This window comes from Streptomyces sp. NBC_00989 (assembly GCF_045162655.1).
In the GTDB taxonomy this organism is placed as follows: domain Bacteria; phylum Actinomycetota; class Actinomycetes; order Streptomycetales; family Streptomycetaceae; genus Streptomyces.
The window spans coordinates 9,115,517-9,133,698 of record NZ_CP108728.1 but is presented as its reverse complement, the minus strand read 5'-3'; the positions used below and the strand labels follow the sequence as shown (position 1 = coordinate 9,133,698).

Here is an 18,182-nt window from a genome sequence, read left to right as displayed (position 1 = left end):
GTGCATCCGTTGAAGAAGAGCCGGCCGCTGCGGCGGATCGTGCTGGCGAGCGCGGTCACCGCGTCCGGTCTGGTGATGCTGCTGGCGCTGAAGCCGCACACGGCGCCCGCGATCGCGGTGGCGCCCGCACCGGCCGCCTCCAGTTCCTCCGGCGCCGACTCCGGTACGGGTTCGAGCGGTTCGACCGCGACCGGCACCAAGACCGTCACCGGCGAGACCGCGCAGACCCGTTGGGGTCCCGTACAGGTGAAGATCACCGTGAAGAACGGCAGGATCACCGATGTCACCGCGGTCCAGTCGCCGTCGGACAATCCGCGCGATCAGGAGATCAACTCCTATGCCCTGCCGGAGTTGCGGCGTGAGGTGCTCGCCGCGCAGAGCGCGAGCATCGACACGGTGTCGGGCGCCACCTACACAAGTGACGGTTACCGCCAGTCACTCCAGTCCGCACTGGACTCGGCGGGACTCTGAACGCACAGGCGCAACGGCACGTACTTCAGGGCCAAGGGACCAGCCCACCCCCCTTGCCCCGTCCACGGAGGAACCGTGACCACCACGCTCGCAGGCGGACGTGCCGCCCGCCGCCAGACGATGCGCCGCATCCGCCCGCGCCGCTCCCCAGCGACCCTGCTGCTGCTCGCCGTCTGGGCGGGCGCGGTCGGGGTGCTGTGGCTGTGGTGGCACAACACGCCGTCCATCGCCGACCAGAACGGCAAGATCCTCAACGCGGGCCGTATCACCGGTCTGTTGGCCGGATATCTGATGGCACTCGTCGTGCTCCAGATGGCCCGGGTGCCCGCCCTGGAACGCCGGGTCGGCTCCGACCGGGTCGCCCGCTGGCACGCGATGAGCGGCCGCTACACGCTCTGCCTGGTCTTCGCGCACGTCTTCCTCATCATGTGGGGCTACGCCCTCCAGGCGGGCAAGACGCTGAGCGACATCGTCCAGCAGACGATCGACTCGGTGAACCAGCTGCCCGACATGGGCAAGGCCGCGATCGGCACGGGCCTGTTCCTCCTGATCGGCCTCTCGTCGATCGGCGCCGTCCGCCGCAGGCTGCCGTACGACCTGTGGTACCACGTGCATCTGCTGACGTACGCGGCGGTGTTCTTCACCTTCTGGCACCAGATCTCCACCGGCAACGACTTCGCGCTGACGCCGATCGCCAAGACCGTCTGGTACGGGCTGTACGGCACGGTCACCGCGCTGGTGGTCTGGTACCGGATCCTCACCCCGATCCGCCTCAACCTGCGGCACCGGATGCGGGTCGAGGCGGTCATCGAGGAGACGCCCGGCATCGTGTCGGTGCTCATCAGCGGGCGCAAGCTGCACCGGATCGGCGCGGAGGCCGGGCAGTTCTTCCGCTGGCGGTTCCTGGCGCCGGGCATGCGGTTCAGCTCGCACCCGTACTCGCTGTCGGCGGCACCCCGCCCGAACATGCTGCGGATCACGGTCAAGGCGATCGGCGACCACAGCGCCCGGCTGCGCGAGCTGCGGCCCGGTACCAAGGTGTGGGCCGAGGGCCCCTACGGCGCGATGACCTCGCAGCGGCGCACCCGCGGCAAGGTGCTGCTGGTCGCGGGCGGCGTCGGCATCACGCCGATGCGGGCACTGTTCGAGACGCTGCCCGGGGCGGCCGGTGACATCACCCTGCTCTACCGCGCCAACACCACCCAGGACCTGGCGCTGTGGGACGAGTTGGCGAAGATCGCCGACGAGCGCGGCGCCCGGCTGATGTACGCGGTCAACAGTCCCGGCGGGGAACGCCCCGACATCTCGGCGGACTCCCTGCGCCGGAAGCTGCCCGACATCGACAACCACGACGTCTTCATGTGCGGGCCGCCCGGCTTCGCGCAGTCGGTCTACGAAGCACTGCGCGGCGCCGGGGTTCCCGCCCGCCGTATCCATCACGAGTCGTTCGAGATGTGAGCGACGGGAGTCAGGAGCGATGAAGAAGAGTCACCCCATCCGGCGTGTTCTGCTCGCGAGCGCCGCCACCGTGTCCGGGATCGTGCTGCTGCTCTCCCTGAAGCCGGCGTCGGATCCAGCGGCGTCCGCGCAGGGTGCGGCGGCCCAGGAGACCGCCGCCGCACAGGAGTCGCCCCAGGGCGGTGCCGCGGCGGCCGGGACCTCGACGGTCACGGGCGCCGTCGCCCAGACCCAGTACGGGGTCGTCCAGGTACGGCTGACGGTCGCCAACGGCAAGATCACCAAGGCCGAGGCCGTCCAGGCGCCCAAGGGCGGCACCAGCGACCAGAAGACCGCGCTGTCCGTGCCCAAGCTCAACCAGGAGGTCGTCGCCACCCAGAGCGCGGACATCACGTCCGTGTCCGGGGCCAGCTACACCAGCGCCGGCTACAAGCAGTCGTTGCAGTCGGCCATCGACAAGATGAAGGCCGCCGGTGCCAACACGGCCGCCCCGTCGCAGAGTTCGGCCGCCGCGGCGCCCGCCGCGCAGGCCAAGACCGTCACCGGTGATGTCGTGTCGACCGAGTACGGGCCCGTCCAGGTCCGGATCACCGTCGCGGGCGGCAAGATCACCAAGGCCGAGGCCGTGCAGGCCCCGAGCGGCGGGACCAGCGACCAGAAGACGGCGCTGTCCATCCCCAAGCTCAACCAGGAGGCCGTGGCGGCCGGGAGCGCGAACATCGACTCCGTGTCGGGTGCGTCGTACACGAGCGGCGGCTACAAGAAGTCTCTTCAGTCGGCGCTGGACAAGGCCGGTGTCTGACACGGTGACCGATCCCGCGGAGGCTCCCGCCGCGTTGCGGCACGCCGAGGAGGTCATGGGGACGGTGTTCTCCTTCGACATCCGCGGCGGTGAGCCCGAGGCCGTCCAGTCCGCGCTGGAGCGGGCGATCGCCCAACTGCACCGTGTCAACGAGGTGTTCAGCACCTACCGCGACGACAGTCAGGTCTCCCGGCTGGCCCGCGGCGAGCTGACCGTGGCCGAGTGCGACGCCGAGGTCGCCGAGGTGCTGGAGCTCGGGGCCGAGGCGGAGCGGGTGAGCGCCGGCTGGTTCAGCACGACGTACGAGGGACGGCTCGACCCGACCGGCATCGTGAAGGGCTGGGCCGCCGAGCGCGCGGCCGAGCTGATCACGGCGGCGGCCGGGGTGAGCGGGGTCAGCGTGAACGGCGGCGGTGACGTCCAGATGTTCGGTACGCCGGGAGCGCACCGGCCCTGGCGGGTCGGCGTGTCCGATCCGCTCCGCCCGGGCGGTCTCGCGGCGGTGATCTCCGCCGCCGGTACCGACGAACTGGCGGTCGCCACCTCCGGTACGGCCGAGCGCGGGGCGCACATCGTGGACCCGTCCACCGGCAAGTCCGCGGTGACCGACCTGGTCGCCGTCACCGTCGTGGCCCCTCGTCTGACCTGGGCCGACTGCTGGGCGACGGCCGCGTTCGCGATGGGTTCGCGGGAGGGTCTGGCCTGGCTGGAGTCGCTGCCGGACGTGGAGGCACTGCTCATCACGGCGGGCGACGAGGTGCGCTGCACCGGCGGCCTGGCGGCCAGACTCGGCTGAGGCCCCATGCGAGTCGGGGGTGCACCGGAGAACTCCGGTGCACCCCCGACTCGTTGCCCGTGCGGGTACGTCAGTGGTCGTTCTGCGCCAGCCGCAGCAGATGGTCCGCGAGGGCCTGCCCGCCGAGCGGGTCCCGGCTGATCAGCAGGAGTGTGTCGTCGCCGGCGATGGTGCCGAGGATGTCCTGGAGTTCGGCCTGGTCGATCGCCGAGGCGAGGAACTGGGCGGCGCCCGGCGGGGTGCGCAGGACCACGAGGTTGGCGGAGGCCTCCGCGGAGATCAGCAGCTCGGAGGAGAGCCGCCGCATCCGCTCCTCCTTCGCCGACTCTCCCAGCGGCACGCGCGGGGTGCGGAAACCGCCCTCGCTCGGTACCGCGTAGATGAGGTCGCCGTCGTTGTTGCGGATCTTCACCGCGTTCAGCTCGTCCAGGTCCCGGGAGAGCGTCGCCTGGGTGACGCTCAGCCCGTCGTCGGACAGCAGCTTCGCCAACTGGCTCTGGGAACGCACCGGTTGCCGGTTGAGGATGTCCACGATCCGGCGGTGGCGGGCGGTGCGGGTCTGCGGCACGGCCGGCCCCGCGGTGTGCTCGTGCTCCTGCGCCTGACTCATCGTCGACTCATTCTCCGGATCATCCGTCCCCCTTGGCCACGTCCAGGACACCGGGCAGCGCCCGGAGGAACGCGTCCGCCTCGTCGTCGCCGAGGTTCACCGGTGGCATCAGCCGTACGACATCGGGTGCGGGCGCGTTGACCAGGAAACCGGCGTCCTGAGCCGCCTGTTGCGCCTGGGGCGCGAGCGGCTCGGTGAGCACGATACCCAGGAGGAGGCCCGCACCCCGGACATAATCGATCAGCGGGTGGCCCAGCGACTCGATCCCGTCACGCAGCTTCTCGCTCTGCCGCTTGACGTTCTCCAGCAGGCCTTCGGCCTCGATGGTGTCGAGTACGGCGAGTCCGGCGGCGCAGGCGACCGGGTTGCCGCCGAACGTCGTGCCGTGCTGGCCCGGCTGGAGCAGCTCGGCCGCGCGTCCGAAGGCGACGGTGGCGCCGAGCGGCAGCCCGCCGCCGAGTCCCTTCGCGAGGGTCACGACATCGGGCAGGACGCCTTCGTGGGCCTGGTACTCGAACCAGTGCCCGGTACGGCCGACACCGGTCTGCACCTCGTCCAGGACCAGCAGCGCGCCGTGCGCGGCGGTGATCGCGCGGGCCGCCTTCAGGTAGCCGGCGGGCGGTACGACCACGCCGTTCTCGCCCTGGATCGGCTCGATGATCACGAGCGCGGTGTCGTCGGTGACGGCGGCGGCGAGGGCCTGCGCGTCGCCGTAGGGCACATGGGTGACATCGCCGGGCAGCGGCAGGAACGGTGCCTGCTTGGCGGGCTGGCCGGTGAGGGCGAGGGAGCCCATCGTGCGGCCGTGGAAGCCGCCCTCGGTGGCGACCATGTGCTGACGGCCCGTCAACCGGCCGATCTTGAAGGCGCCTTCGTTGGCCTCGGCGCCCGAGTTGCAGAAGAACACCTTGCCGTCCCGGCCGAAGCGCTCAAGCAGCCGCTCGGCGAGGGTGACGGGCGGTTCGGCGATGAACAGGTTGGAGACATGGCCGAGTTCGGCGATCTGCTTGCTGACGGCCTCGACGATCGCCGGGTGGGCGTGACCGAGGGCGTTGACCGCGATCCCGCCGACGAAGTCGGTGTACTCCTTGCCGTCGGCGTCCCAGAGTTTGGCGCCGGCGCCGCGGACGAGGGGGAGCTTCGGGGTGCCGTAGTTGTTCATGAGCGACCCCTGCCACCGCTGGGTCAGCTCCTCATTCGCGGTCATACGGCATCCCCCTGCTTCTTGCCGGACTTCTTGGCGGACTTCTTCTTGGCGGACTTCTGGTCGGGCAGCTCGTCCGGCACGACCATCGTGCCGATGCCCTCGTCGGTGAAGATCTCCAGCAGGATCGAGTGCTGGACCCGGCCGTCGATGACCCGGGCGGTGGTCACGCCGTTGCGCACGGCGTGCAGGCAGCCCTCCATCTTCGGCACCATCCCGGAGCTCAACTCCGGGAGCAGCTTCTCCAGTTGGGTGGCGGTGAGGCGGCTGATCACCTCGTCGCTGTGGGGCCAGTCCTCGTAGAGACCCTCGACGTCCGTGAGGACCATGAGGGTTTCGGCCCCCAGCGCAGCAGCGAGTGCCGCAGCCGCCGTATCAGCATTGACGTTGTAGACATGTCCGTCGTCCTCGCTCCTGGCGATCGACGAGACGACCGGGATACGGCCGTCCGCGAGCAGTGCCTCGATCGCGCCCGTGTCGATCGCGGTGATCTCGCCCACCCGCCCGATGTCGACCAACTCCCCGTCGATCTCTGGCAGATGCTTGGTGGCGGTGATGGTGTGCGCGTCCTCGCCGGTCAACCCGACGGCGAGCGGCCCGTGTTGGTTGAGCAGCCCGACCAGCTCGCGCTGCACCTGCCCGGCGAGCACCATCCGTACGACGTCCATGGCGTCCTCGGTGGTGACGCGCAGGCCGGCCTTGAACTCGCTGACGATGCCGTGCCGGTCGAGGGCGGCGCTGATCTGCGGGCCGCCGCCGTGCACGACGACGGGCTTGAGGCCCGCGTGGTGCAGGAACACGACGTCCTGGGCGAACGCGGCCTTCAGGTCCTCGTCGATCATGGCGTTGCCGCCGAACTTGATGACGACGGTCTTTCCGTTGTGCCGGGTCAGCCAGGGCAGCGCCTCGATGAGGATCTGCGCCTTGGGCAGCGCGGTGTGCTTGCGCGTAGTGCTCATGACGAGTACGCGCTGTTCTCGTGGACGTAGTCCGCGGTGAGGTCGTTGGTCCAGATCGTCGCGGTCTCGGACCCGGCGGCCAGGTCGGCGACGATGTGCACCTCGCGGTAGCGCATGTCGACCTTGTCGCGGTCCTCGCCGACACCGCCGTTCTTGCAGACCCAGACGCCGTTGATGGCGACGTTCAGCTGGTCCGGCTCGAAGGCGGCCTTGGTCGTGCCGATCGCGGACAACACCCGTCCCCAGTTGGGGTCTTCGCCGTGGATGGCGCACTTGAGGAGGTTGTTGCGGGCGATGGAACGGCCCACCTCGACGGCGTCGTCCTCGCTCGCGGCGTTGATCACCTCGACCTTGATGTCCTTGCTGGCACCTTCGGCGTCCCGGATCAACTGCTGGCCGAGGTCGTCGCAGACGGCGCGGACGGCCTCGGCGAACTCGGCGTACTCCGGGGTGACTTGGGAGGCGCCGGAGGCGAGCAGCAGCACGGTGTCGTTGGTGGACATGCAGCCGTCGGAGTCGACCCGGTCGAAGGTGGTGCGGGTGGCGGCCCGAAGTGCCTTGTCCAGCGCGTCACTTGAGACGTCGGCGTCGGTGGTGAGGACGACGAGCATGGTGGCGAGGCCGGGGGCAAGCATGCCGGCACCCTTGGCCATCCCGCCGACGGTCCAGCCGGCGTTCCCGTCCTTGCCGCCCTTCGTCACGACAGCGGTCTTGTGCACGGAGTCGGTCGTCTTGATGGCGATGGCGGCCTTCTCACCACCGTGCTCGGAGAGTTGACCGGCGGCGGCCTCGACTCCCGGCAGCAGCTTGCCCATCGGGAGCAGCAGCCCGATGAGCCCGGTGGAGGCGACGGCGACCTCGGCGGCGTTCAGCCCGAGCGTGTCCGCGACCTTCTCGGCGGTGGCGTGGGTGTCCTGGAAGCCCTTCGGGCCCGTACAGGCGTTGGCGCCACCGGAGTTGAGGACGACGGCGGAGACCTTGCCGCCCTTCAGTACCTGCTCGGACCAGAGGACCGGCGCGGCTTTGACGCGGTTGGAGGTGAAGACGCCCGCGGCGGCGAGGCGGGGCCCGGTGTTGACCACGAGGGCCAGGTCCGGGTTGCCGTTCTCCTTGATCCCGGCGGCGATGCCCGCGGCCGTGAATCCCTGTGCTGCCGTCACACTCACGGCGCGACTCCGATCGTGGTCAGCCCGGTGGACTCGTCGAGCCCGAGGGCGAGGTTCATGCTCTGTACGGCACCGCCCGCGGTGCCCTTGGTCAGATTGTCGATGGCGCTGATCGCGATGATGCGGCCCGCGGCCTCGTCGTACGCGACCTGCACCTGAACGGCGTTGGAACCGTAGACGGACGCCGTCGCGGGCCACTGCCCCTCGGGCAGCAGATACACGAAGGGTTCGTCGGCGAAGGCCTTCTCGTACGCGGCGCGCACGGACTCGCCCGTGACACCGGGCCTGGCCTTGGCGCTGCACGTGGCGAGGATGCCGCGGGGCATCGGCGCGAGGGTGGGCGTGAAGGAGACGGTGACCGGCTCACCGGCGGCCGCACCCAGGTTCTGGATGATCTCGGGGGTGTGCCGGTGTCCGCCGCCGACGCCGTACGGCGACATGGAGCCCATGACCTCGCTGCCGAGCAGGTGTGCCTTGGGGGCCTTGCCGGCGCCGGAGGTGCCCGAGGCGGCGACGATCACGGCCTCGTTCTCGGCGAGCCCGGCCGCATACGCGGGGAAGAGCGCGAGCGAGGCGGCCGTCGGATAGCAGCCGGGGACCGCGATGCGCTTGGACCCCTCCAACGCGGCGCGGGCGCCCGGGAGTTCGGGCAGGCCGTAGGGCCAGGTGCCGGCGTGCGCGGAGCCGTAGAACTTCTCCCAGTCGGCCGCGTCCTTCAGCCGGAAGTCGGCGCCCATGTCGACGACGAGGACGTCCGGGCCGAGCTGCTCGGCGACGGCGGCGGACTGCCCGTGCGGCAGCGCGAGGAAGACGACGTCGTGTCCGGCGAGGACTTCCGGGGTAGTTTCCTGGAGGACTCGGCCGGCGAGCGGCAGCAGGTGCGGTTGCAGCGCGCCGAGTTTCTGCCCGGCGTTGGAGTTGCCGGTCAGGGCACCGATCTCGACCTCGGGGTGTGCCAGGAGCAGACGCAGCAGTTCCCCGCCCGCGTATCCACTCGCTCCGGCCACTGCCGCACGTACCGCCATGGAACCCTCCTCTTCGACGGCATGACTATACGTTTCGCTGCACGTTTATGCAATCCGAGTGGGTGGGTATGCACACAGGATCGCGGCGTCCAGTGATCGGCGGCCGTCGACGGCAGGGGGGTGTCGTGGCCGGGCGAATACTGGGGCGGGGCAGGCTGGTGGGCCTGGTCGCGTGGCTCCTGGTGCGCGTGACGGCGGTGTTCCTGGGCCTTGAGGTCGGCGCCGGCGTCCTGGTGCACGTCACGCACAACGTCTGGGTGGCGTTGCTCGCGTATGCCTCGCTCTATCTCCTGGCGTTCCTTCTCCTCGGGCTGCTGGTGCCGGGTATGGACGAGCCCGAGGGCTGGGCGGCCGTCCTGGCGATGATCATCGTGCCCATCGGTGCCCTGGTCGTGATGCACCTGACCTACTCGGGCCTGGACCAGCGGGCGCTGCACGCCCGCGGCCGGGAGGAGCGGGCGACGGTGACCGACGTGTACTGGGTCGACCAGGGTGCCGATCCGCCGTCCCACGTCGCGCGGCTGGCCGGTCCGTCGGGACGGCCGTTGCCGGGCGATGTCTCCGGGGACGGCCTGAAAGCCGGCCGGACCATCACCGTCACCGTGGACCCCCAGGGGAAGATCCCCGTGCTGGTGGGCACTCCTTCGACAGGTTCCGGAAAGTTCCGCGCGGCGGGCATCACCGCGGGCGTCGAGGTCCTGGTGCTCGCGTTGGCGGTCTGCCGGGGCGCCGCGGTCGGCAGCTCTCGGTCCGTGCCGGGTTAGACAACCGTCGTACGGACCGAGCGGGGCTGCGTGCGCAGGGCGGGCAGCCGGGCACAGTCCTCAGCGCTCGCCAGGCCCTCCCCCAGGGCCAGAAGGGAGAGGAGCCGCACCGGGCGGCCGGCGGTGGCCGCGGCCTCCAGTTTGTGGTGGCCGTCGAGGAGGAAGTGCGTCAGCCCCCAGTGCTGCGACTGGTCGTCCCCGAAGCCGACCGCGGGCTCGCACACGTCCAGCGTCGAGACCGCCACGGCCGTCGGGACCACGCCCCGGTCCATGAGCCCGGCGTACTCCTCGACGCGTTCCCGCGTGTTCCACGTCGGGGGAACCATGGGCACGACGAACTCGTAGAGGTGGGCGGACGCGTCGACCACCGTCTCGAAGGTCCGGTAGTACGGCGTGTGCGGGTACTCCGGGAGGCCCCAGAACTGGTCGAGCCCCCACGTGTCCACCTGCTCGCCGCTGAAGTAGTCGCCCTCCTGACCGGGGACGACGAGCCGGGGCTCCACCCGCAGCAGCACCGGAAGGTACTCGCCCTCCGGCAGCAACGCGCCGAAGGCGTCGATCACACCGCCGTCTCCCGGCTCGGCCAGCGGCCCGGTGAGCCGCTCCCGCACGCCCTCCAACGACAGCGTCCGCTTCGCGGTCTCCAGCCGGCGGAACAGCAACGGGCAGGTGCCACACCAGTAACTGAGCTCGAAGGCGGGCTCCCCGTCGACCGTGAGCAGCCTCCGGCCCGTACGGCCCCCGCTCTCCCGCGGCTCCGCCTCGAAGCGCAGCCGCGCCTCGGAATCCGGAACGCCGAGCCTCCGCGGCTCATCACATTTGATCAACACAGAACGACCGTAAGGGGACTCAGCGGATCGACACCACCGTTCAGGGGCACGACGCCCTACTGTCGTCGGCATGACGGAGCCAGTGGCAGAGACCGACCCGCCCCTACCGCACGCGCACGAGAACGCCCCGGGCACGGCACGCCTGATCGCTCTGTCCGACGGGATATTCGCCATCGCGATGACGCTGCTCGTCATCAATGTCGCGGTCCCCGCGGATCTGCCCGCCGCCGCCTTCCACAAGGCCCTGAGCGACGCGCTGCCCAGCCTCGGCGCCTTCGCGCTCAGCTTCACCCTCATCGCCGGGTTCTGGCGTGACCACCGCCGCATCCTCACCGCACTGCCCGTCGAGACGACCGTGGTCACCCGCCTGATCCTGCTCGGCCTCGGCCTGGTCGCCCTCCTCCCCTTCCCCACCGGACTCCTGGCCGAGTACGCCTCCCAGCCCGATGCCGTCGCCCTCTACGCGAGCGCCATGGCCGCGATCCACGCGGTCCACGCGACCCTGCTCCTCCTCACGCAACGCCAGGTGCACCCCTCCCCCACGTCCCCCGCCGCCCTGGCCCGCCGCCGCTTCACCGCCCAACTCGGCTCCAGCGTCCTGGTGTTCGGCCTGTCCATCCCCCTGGCCTACGTCAACACCGAAGCCGCCATGTGGTTCTGGATCGCACTCGTGCCCGCCCACTATGTGATCGGCCACTACCGTCGGCGGCTGCCGCAGCCCTGACACCGCCCGCGCGGCAGACTTCACGCCATGAACGAAACGGAGCGGGCCGTACGGGAGTTGTGGGGCCGTACAGCGGAGTGGCTGCGGTCGCGTGTCCCGGCAGGGCCCGTACGGGCGGCGACGGATGTGGACGTGGCGCGCGTCGATGCGGTGGTCGCGAGCGTGCCGGGAGCGGCTCTGCCGGCGGACCTGGTCGCGTGGTGGCGGCTCGACGACGTGGCCGCCACGGCCTGGATCCCTCTGGAATTCGCCCCGTTGGAGCCGGCGGAGGCGCTGGACGTCAGGGACATCCTGGTGCTGGTCGCCCGGGACGAGGCACCGCACCCGGCCGCACTCGCCGCCGTCGCGGAGTACCTCCCCGGTCTCCTGCCGATCGCCGAAAACGCGGGCGGCGACCATCTGTTGGTCGACCTCCGGTCCGAACTGCCCACGTTCGGCGCCGTCTTCCTCTGGGACCACGAGACGCCCGGGTTGGGCGTACCCCTGTGGAATTCGGTGTCCGAGATGCTCGCGGACACGGTCGAGGCCCTGACCACCGGCGCACCGGCCCTGTCACGGCACGCCGAGCGCGGCGGCCCTGAGCGCCCCTGCGTGGCCGCGGTCTCTGTCACTGCCCCCCGCTCACTGGTCTGGAACGACGCCCACCCCGACATCGCGTCCTTCACCACCCCCTCCACCGAACGCCCGCCCGCTCCCCTCCCCGTCCCCGTCGACTGGACGGCCGTGGAGGCCTGGCTCGGGTCGCGACTCCCGGACGACTACAAGCAACTGGCGGACCTTTATGGGCCGTTGGACTTCGGTGAGTACCTCTGGATCCATGTGCCCTGCGTCCGGAAGGACCGCTTCGACTACGGCGACTGGCTGCGGGAGACGCATCGCGCGGCCCGGATCGCGGCGCGGCAGCTGCCGGAGGGCGAGCGGCCGACCGTACACCCGGATCCCGGCGGGCTGTTGGCGTGGGGCCACAGCCGGGGCGGTGACGTGCTGTTCTGGGACACGTCGGTCTCCGGGGACCCCGACCGATGGACGGTCGTCGTCCAGCACTCCCAACCGGTGCCCGGCAGCGGCCTGTCGCAGTTCCACCGCTACGGCCTCACGCTCACCGGCTATCTGCGCCAGACCGTCCGCGACGCCGGGGAGCAGCCGTCCCCGCCCGGTCCACTGCTCGGGCCGCTGCCCGGTGGCATCGCCCGCACCGCGTACCTGCCCACGGCCGAACCGTGGACCCCGCCCGCGCCCAGCGCACCCCGGCTGACCGAGGCCGAGCGCTGCGTCGCGCTGGAGACCGGGACCGGCCTGGACGCCCTGCGGCTGCTCTCGCCGCCCCCTGAGCGCCCGTACCTCGGCGGCGGCACCTGGGAGGGGCTGTTCGCCGAGCTGGGGACGCGGTTGCCGACGGAGTACGTGGAGCTGATGGAGGTGTACGGCGCCGGTGACTGGGGCGAGTGGCTGCGCTTCCTGACCCCGCTGCGCACCGGCGAACGGCGCTTCGTCACCCATGTCGAGCAGGTCCTCGCCGCCTATCGGATGGCCAAGGACAGACTCCCGCACCACTATCCGCTGGCATCCTGGCCGGAGCCCGGCGGTTTCCTGCCCTTCGCGAACTCCTACGACAACGACCACCTCGGCTGGCTCACCCGGGGCCCGGACCCGGACGCCTGGCCCCTGATCGTGTGGCCCCGCCACACCGACCAGGTGCCGGTGCTGGAGGGTGGCCTGATCGACACGCTCCTCGCCTGGCAGCGCGGCACCCCGGCCACCCCCGGGCTGGCCGTACTCGACGAGGAGGACGGCCCCGTCGAGTACGCCGGTTTCGACGCCTGGGACGACGACTCGTACTGGTGAGGCGTCCGCAGCCTCAGTCGGCGATCATCCGGTCGCCGCGCCATCCCATGCGCTCGGTGTCGCGTTCCCGCTGCCGTCGTACGACATAACGGCCGGGCGCGATGCCCGTGCCGCCGTGTTCGGGGTGGATGAGGTAGGCGACCGCCGAGGTCTCGATCATCGCGATGGCCAGGCCCATGGTGTCGCGGACCTGCCGGGTCCAGCGGCAGGTGCCGGGGTCGGCGACGAGGGTGTGCGGATTGCCGCCGGCCGCGCTGCGCAGCAACTCGACGCCCGCGGCGGGCACTTCACGCCAGTTGCCGCCCGTGAGGGTGACGGCGCGGGCGACGAACGCGTACGGGACGACGATCAGATCGCCCTGGGCCTGGAGGCCGTCGACGACGGGGATGGTGACCTGGCGTTCCAGGTGGTCGAGGACGTCGAGGCCGGAGCGCCGGGTCAGGTCGGCGAGGGTCATGGTCGGGGTGGTGGGCGGAGTCGGAGTCATGGTCGCGGGCATGGTTGTGGTCATGGGCATCACCTCTGGTGTCGAGAAGGTTCGGGATCAGGTGCGGCGGACGAGCCGCGCGTAGTGCTCGCCGGACAGGCCGTACGTCCAGCCCGCCGCCGCCACCGGGTCGTCGAAGTGCGCGGGCACGCTCAGGCCGTAGCGGCGGTGGGTGCCGTCGGGCTCGGCGGAACCGTTGACGGCGAGCAGCAGACGGGCGGGGCGGCGCCACAACTCCCGTGGGACGTCGTAGAGATGGAGCGCGGAGCCGGGGTTGCCCGGGTCGCCGGCCGTGGCGATGTGCCGGAGCCGGGCCTGTGCGATGTAGGTGTCCCAGCCGATGCGTTCGATGACGCTGCGGCGGACCTCGATGTTGCGTTCGGCGTGGATGCGCTCGACGGACGGGTCGGTCATCACCCAGGTCGGGACGTGGGTGCCGTGCAGGGCGTGGATCTGGGTGTCGTCGGCGAAGTGGACGGCGGGGCCGTCGTCCCGGTGCAGCCGTACTTCGCCGTTGAGGGCGTTGGGGAGGGGTTCGGTGTGGACCTCGGTGGGGCGTTCCGCCATCACGCAGCGGCCCTCACCGGGCCACCACCAGCCGGTCGAGCGCGCCAACTCGGCCAGCAGGGCGAGCAGTTCGGCGTCGGGGCGCCGGTAGTCGGCGAGGCCGGTGCGTGCGTACACGTCGTAGTGGCCGATCCAGTGGGCGTCGTGCTGCCCGTACCAGGTCATGCCGTCCGTGCCGCCGGTCGTGGGCATCGACTCGGCGCGGATCAGGGTGCGGACGCAGGTGTGCAGGGTGGTGTACAGCGCGTCGCCGACGACCATGTCGATGATGGCGGGGATGGCCATTCCCGTGGTCAGGGCCCGTTCGGCGGGGATGGCGAGGGGCCGCCACCACGAACCCCTCGACATGCCGTGCCCGACGGCCCGGTCGAGGTTGCGGCGCAAGTCCTGTACGAGGTTGGCCAGTTGTGCCGCCAGGGGCCAACCCTCCGGGTACTTGGGCAGGTTGGCGCCCTGGAAGTGGACGGGTGGGAAGGTGCCCGGGTCGTCGTGGACGATCGCCAGGGCCGCGGTGGGCGACGGCACCCAGACGAACTCCGGGGCCGGGGCGTCGATCAGTCGGTACAGGGCGACGACGGCGGCTTCGGCCGCGGGACGGTCGGCGGGACGTGCCGCCAGACCGTGCGCTCGCCACTCGTCGCTCAGGCGACGGGCCAGTGCGAGGCGATGAGCACCCTGGGACAGGGCTGACACGGGGGTCACCGGAGGACTTCGAGGTCCGCCTTTCGATTCATCATGCGGGGAGCGTGACAGCACCGGGGCCGCGGCGCAAGGAAATTACTTCTTGACCTGGAGCGCACTCCAGGTTTTACCGTTGTGTTCATGAGCAGCGGACAGCCCCTGAAGCCCCTCCCCCGGGACCGGGAACCGACCCTGACCATCGCCCAGGTCGCCGAGCGCACGGGTCTTTCGCACGACACGTTGCGCTACTACGAGAAGGCCGGCCTCATCGAGCGGGTCGGCCGGACCACCGGGAACCAACGGCGGTATCAGGCGGCGGACTTGGCCTGGCTGGAGTTTCTGCTGCGGCTGCGCGAGACGGGCATGTCGATCGCCGACATGCAGCGCTTCGCGGCGCTGCGGGCGGCGGGGAACGTCTCGGTCGCCGACCGGCTGGCGATGCTCCGTGAGCACCGCGCCGAACTGGCCGACCGGATCAGGGCGTTGCGCCGCAACGCGACAGTGCTGGACCACAAGATCGACCACTACGAACAGCTGCTCCTCGACGAGGTCGAGCACGAGCGGCCGGGATCGGATGAACCGACATGAGCGCGAGCACCACCCGTGAAGAGCGTTTCACCCACGGCCTGGCGGTCCTGAAGCGGGTCGACGGCGAGGCCGGGCAGCGGGTCATCGACTCGCTCGCCGACATCAACCCCGAACTGGGCCACCAGGTCGTCGCCTGGGGCTTCGGCGAGATCTACGACCGTCCCGGACTCGCCCCGCGCGACCGCCAGTTGGTGACGCTGGGCATGCTCACCGCGCTCGGCGGCTGCGAGGCCCAGCTCGACGTGCACGTGAACGCGGCACTGAACGTGGGCCTCACACCGGAGGAGATCGTCGAGGCCCTGACGCACTCCGCGGTGTACTGCGGTATGCCCAAGGCGCTCAACGCCACCTTCGCCGCGAAGAAGGTCTTCGCCGAGCGTGGGCTGCTGCCGCTGGGACAGCAGCCCACGCACGAGACCCCGGTTACCTCTGCTTGATCCTCAGGAACGTGACCGAGTTCGCCGGGAAGGTGTAACCGAACTTGTCGGCAACGCCGTTGAAGGTGGAGACGACCGGCGCGACCGCGGTGGCCGTCTCGCTGTTCACCGCGTCGGGCGCGGCGGCGAGCGTGGTCACCTTCGCCCTGGACGCGACCTTGGCACCGCCCAGGTCGATCGCCGTACGGGCCGCCGAGGACTGGTCGTTGACGACCTTGACGATCAGGTCACCGGTCTTCGCGTCCTTGGTGACGACCTGACGGAACGGCTCGGCCGGCTTCTCGTCGGCGAAGCTGCCCCACTCCTGCCCGTCGAGGTAGAGGGTGACCTGACGGCCCCTCACCTTGATGTCGACGTCGTAGGCACGGCCCGTCTCGATGGTCCCCGGCTTGGCGATCAGTGTCGACTTGCCGCCGTCCACTGCTTGTTCGACGGCGGTCTGGGTGTTGTTCCAGCCGCCCAGGTTCCACCAGTAGTAGTTGCCGGTGTCCTTGACGCCGAACGCGACCAGGAAGCCTTCCTTCCCTGCCTTCTTGGTGGCCTTCACGTGCAGGTCGTAGTCGTGCCAGGCCGGGTCGCCGGCCGACACCATGGTGTTCTCGGCGGCCGTGTCGGTCTGGACGTACTGCCCGTCATCGAGGCTCCAACTCCCGCCTCCCGTATGGCTCCACCGGGACGCGTCACCGGAGAAGTCGTCGGAGAGCAGCGCCGAACCGTCCGCCGCCGTCACCTTCACATCGTCGTACGCCGCGCTCGTCGCCCAGGTCGAGAGGCCGACCGCGCCGGAGATCGGGGCGACGAGTGAGGGTGTGCCGGTGGCTGTCGACGGCACCACACGGGTACCGACGTTGTTCATGAAGAGCTTCTGGACCTCGTAGTTGGCGGAGCCCCAGGAGGCGTGGTTGTTGAACCACACCAGGTCGGGGCGCCACTGGACGTAGTCCTCGTTGGCGAACAGCGGTGCGTACGAGGCGAGTTTGACGACGTCCGCGTTGCGTTCAAGGCCGGTCATGTAGGCGGCCTCGGCGAGGCCGTTCTTGAACGCGTTGCCGCCGGAGGCGTATTCGCCGAGGAAGACCTTCGGGCCGGTGCGGTCGTAGGAGTCGTAGCGGTTGTTGTTCTGGAGGAACCACTGCGGGCTGTTGTAGTAGTGCTCGTCGACCATGTCGACCTTGGCGTCCTTGTTGAGCTGCCAGGCCGTGTCGAAGATCGAACCGCTGTCGTCCGGGCCCGCGTTGGAGATCACGGTCATGTACGGGTACTTGGCCTCGATCGCCGTACGGAACTGAGTGAAGCGGGCGAAGAACTCGGCGGGGAGGTTCTCCTCGTTGCCCACCTCGATGTGGGTGAGGTGGAAGGGCTTGGGGTGGCCCATCTCCGCGCGCAACCTGCCCCACTTCGACGTCACCGGACCGTTGGCGAACTCGACGAGATCCAGGGTGTCCTGGATGTGCCGCTGGAGCAGCGCGGGGTCGTCCACGGCCTTGTTCTGGCCGCAGCCGGTCACCAGGGCCGGCACGACGGGCAGCGGCATCGCGCCGATGTCCTCGGCGAGGCGGAAGTACTCGTAGTAGCCGAGGCCGTAACTCTGGTTGTAGCCCCAGACGTTGGAGTTCGTGGCGCGCGTCTCGACCGGGCCGACGGTGTCCTTCCACTGGTACGAGCGCTTGCGCTGGTAGCCGGAGGCGGCGCTGTAGTCCTCCATCGAGCCGGTGTTGACCAGGCAGCCGCCGGGGAAGCGCACGAAGCCCGGATGGAGGGCGGCGATCTTCTCGGCGAGGTCCTTGCGCAGGCCGTTCGGCTCGTGTTTGTAGGTGTCGCGAGGGAAGAGGGACACCATGTCGAGGGCGGTCGCACCGGACGAGGCGACGGTGAGGCGGCCGGTGGTGCTGGTGCGGGTCGCGGTGAACGTGGCCCTGTACCGGGCCCAGCCGCTCTTCTTCACCTCCACCTGGCGTGCGGCGGCCAGTGTGCCGCCCGCGTCCTGGAGGCTGACGCCGAGCGTGGTGCCGCTGTCGGCACGGGCCCAGACCGAGAAGTCGTACTTCTGGCCGTCCTGGACGGCGATGCCGGTGTTGTAACCGGCGTTCGTGACGGACGAACCGGCCGTCAGGGAGAGGAAGTTGCGGTTGGTCTCGTTGAGGCGGCCGGCGTCGTCGACGACCTGGGCCGTACCGGCGACCGCCCAACCGCTCAGCGGGGTGTACGACTTGTTGTCGTCGGTGGAGTACTCGAAGGACCGGTTCTGCACGAGCTCGGCGTACAGGCCGCCGTCGGCCGCGCGGTTGATGTCCTCGAAGAAGACGCCGTACATCGTCCTGTCGATCGTGGCGCCCTGCGCCGACCGGTCGACGGTGATCGCGTAGTCGGTGACGTCCTCGGCGTGGGCGGGTGCGGGGACGACGGCCGTCGCCAGCAGGAAAGCGCTTGCCCCTAAGGCAAGTCTCAGGCGGGTGCGGCTGGTGCGTGACATGGATACTCCGCGGCTCTTGAAGTTGCCCTGAAGCTGCTCGGAAGCAGACCCAAGGGCGTTCGAAATATCAGACATCGATCAGCACTTCGAACGGCAAGATAGGGAAGGGGCGTGTGCACGTCAATGGGGCCGGGGTGGGGAGGGACGTAGGGTCGAGGGCATGGATGCGCTGTTCCGGCACCTGGGCCCTGGCCTTCAGGACCACGTGTCACGCCTCGGACCACGAGATCCTGGCCCAGGCCCGGCAACAGGCGCCCCCGGACTCGCCGGACGGTTGGGGGCGTCGGCGGCGGCG

18 protein-coding genes are annotated in these 18,182 nt (G+C 70.2%); 9 read left to right on the top strand and 9 right to left on the bottom strand.

Annotated features, from left to right (window positions below; all coding sequences use genetic code 11):
• From OG714_RS41025 to OG714_RS41010, 4 genes are all read left to right on the top strand, one after another.
• Positions 1-471 (top strand): FMN-binding protein, encoded by a 471-nt coding sequence (locus tag OG714_RS41025; RefSeq protein ID WP_406128760.1) that lies wholly within the window; start codon positions 1-3, stop codon positions 469-471.
• 75 nt (positions 472-546) lie between these two features.
• Positions 547-1,929 carry a ferric reductase-like transmembrane domain-containing protein gene (locus OG714_RS41020; RefSeq protein WP_406128758.1) on the top strand — a complete coding sequence of 461 codons (1,383 nt, stop codon included), beginning with the start codon at positions 547-549 and terminating at the stop codon, positions 1,927-1,929.
• A gap of 19 nt (positions 1,930-1,948) precedes the next feature.
• Complete coding sequence (locus OG714_RS41015) at positions 1,949-2,731, top strand: FMN-binding protein (protein ID WP_406128757.1); 783 nt, start codon at positions 1,949-1,951, stop codon at positions 2,729-2,731.
• Complete coding sequence (locus OG714_RS41010; RefSeq protein WP_406128755.1) at positions 2,724-3,527, top strand: FAD:protein FMN transferase; 804 nt, start codon at positions 2,724-2,726, stop codon at positions 3,525-3,527. Before OG714_RS41015 ends, OG714_RS41010 begins: the two co-directional genes overlap by 8 nt.
• Positions 3,528-3,597: 70 nt before the next feature.
• Here OG714_RS41010 and OG714_RS41005 read toward each other — a convergent pair whose 3' ends face one another.
• From OG714_RS41005 to argC, 5 genes are read right to left on the bottom strand one after another with little or no spacing between them, the layout of a single operon-like run.
• The gene (locus OG714_RS41005) at positions 3,598-4,137 is read right to left on the bottom strand and encodes an arginine repressor (protein ID WP_019059868.1); all 540 of its coding nucleotides are present in this window, start codon (positions 4,135-4,137) and stop codon (positions 3,598-3,600) included.
• Positions 4,138-4,156: 19 nt separating this feature from the next.
• On the bottom strand, positions 4,157-5,344 hold the full coding sequence (locus OG714_RS41000; protein ID WP_406128753.1) for an acetylornithine transaminase: 1,188 nt from the start codon (positions 5,342-5,344) through the stop codon (positions 4,157-4,159).
• Complete coding sequence (gene argB / locus OG714_RS40995) at positions 5,341-6,300, bottom strand: acetylglutamate kinase (RefSeq protein ID WP_317774268.1); 960 nt, start codon at positions 6,298-6,300, stop codon at positions 5,341-5,343. Before argB ends, OG714_RS41000 begins: the two co-directional genes overlap by 4 nt.
• A complete protein-coding gene (argJ, locus tag OG714_RS40990; RefSeq protein ID WP_406128751.1) occupies positions 6,297-7,466 on the bottom strand; it encodes a bifunctional glutamate N-acetyltransferase/amino-acid acetyltransferase ArgJ in 1,170 nt (389 codons plus the stop codon). The genes argB and argJ overlap by 4 nt, the downstream gene beginning before the upstream one ends.
• Entirely contained in the window at positions 7,463-8,491 is a 1,029-nt protein-coding gene (gene argC / locus OG714_RS40985) for an N-acetyl-gamma-glutamyl-phosphate reductase (protein WP_406128749.1), read from the bottom strand. The genes argJ and argC overlap by 4 nt, the downstream gene beginning before the upstream one ends.
• 125 nt (positions 8,492-8,616) lie before the next feature.
• Here argC and OG714_RS40980 point away from each other — a divergent pair, with 125 nt between their 5' ends.
• The gene (locus OG714_RS40980) at positions 8,617-9,255 is read left to right on the top strand and encodes a hypothetical protein (protein WP_406128748.1); all 639 of its coding nucleotides are present in this window, start codon (positions 8,617-8,619) and stop codon (positions 9,253-9,255) included.
• On the opposite strand, the gene OG714_RS40975 is transcribed toward OG714_RS40980, so the two are convergent.
• A complete protein-coding gene (locus OG714_RS40975) occupies positions 9,252-10,085 on the bottom strand; it encodes a hypothetical protein (protein ID WP_406128746.1) in 834 nt (277 codons plus the stop codon). The two genes, OG714_RS40980 and OG714_RS40975, sit on opposite strands and share 4 nt — an antisense overlap.
• Before the next feature lie 70 nt (positions 10,086-10,155).
• On the opposite strand from OG714_RS40975, the gene OG714_RS40970 reads away from it, so the two are divergent.
• Entirely contained in the window at positions 10,156-10,809 is a 654-nt protein-coding gene (locus OG714_RS40970) for a TMEM175 family protein (RefSeq protein ID WP_406128744.1), read from the top strand.
• 27 nt (positions 10,810-10,836) lie between these two features.
• Positions 10,837-12,654, top strand: coding sequence for an SMI1/KNR4 family protein (locus tag OG714_RS40965; RefSeq protein ID WP_406128743.1), 1,818 nt, complete (start codon positions 10,837-10,839; stop codon positions 12,652-12,654).
• A 13-nt stretch (positions 12,655-12,667) separates the two neighbouring features.
• On the opposite strand, the gene OG714_RS40960 is transcribed toward OG714_RS40965, so the two are convergent.
• A complete protein-coding gene (locus OG714_RS40960) occupies positions 12,668-13,165 on the bottom strand; it encodes a hypothetical protein (protein ID WP_406128742.1) in 498 nt (165 codons plus the stop codon).
• Positions 13,166-13,198: 33 nt separating this feature from the next.
• Positions 13,199-14,401: a DUF6745 domain-containing protein gene (locus tag OG714_RS40955; RefSeq protein ID WP_406128740.1), complete on the bottom strand. Its 1,203-nt coding sequence runs from the start codon at positions 14,399-14,401 to the stop codon at positions 13,199-13,201.
• 129 nt (positions 14,402-14,530) lie between these two features.
• Here OG714_RS40955 and OG714_RS40950 point away from each other — a divergent pair, with 129 nt between their 5' ends.
• Positions 14,531-14,977, top strand: a complete 447-nt coding sequence (locus OG714_RS40950; protein WP_406128739.1) for a MerR family transcriptional regulator — start codon at positions 14,531-14,533, stop codon at positions 14,975-14,977.
• Positions 14,974-15,414 (top strand): carboxymuconolactone decarboxylase family protein, encoded by a 441-nt coding sequence (locus OG714_RS40945; RefSeq protein ID WP_406128737.1) that lies wholly within the window; start codon positions 14,974-14,976, stop codon positions 15,412-15,414. Before OG714_RS40950 ends, OG714_RS40945 begins: the two co-directional genes overlap by 4 nt.
• On the opposite strand, the gene OG714_RS40940 is transcribed toward OG714_RS40945, so the two are convergent.
• The gene (locus OG714_RS40940) at positions 15,401-17,887 is read right to left on the bottom strand and encodes an alpha-L-arabinofuranosidase C-terminal domain-containing protein (RefSeq protein WP_406128735.1); all 2,487 of its coding nucleotides are present in this window, start codon (positions 17,885-17,887) and stop codon (positions 15,401-15,403) included. The genes OG714_RS40945 and OG714_RS40940 overlap by 14 nt on opposite strands.
• Positions 17,888-18,182 lie beyond the last annotated feature (295 nt).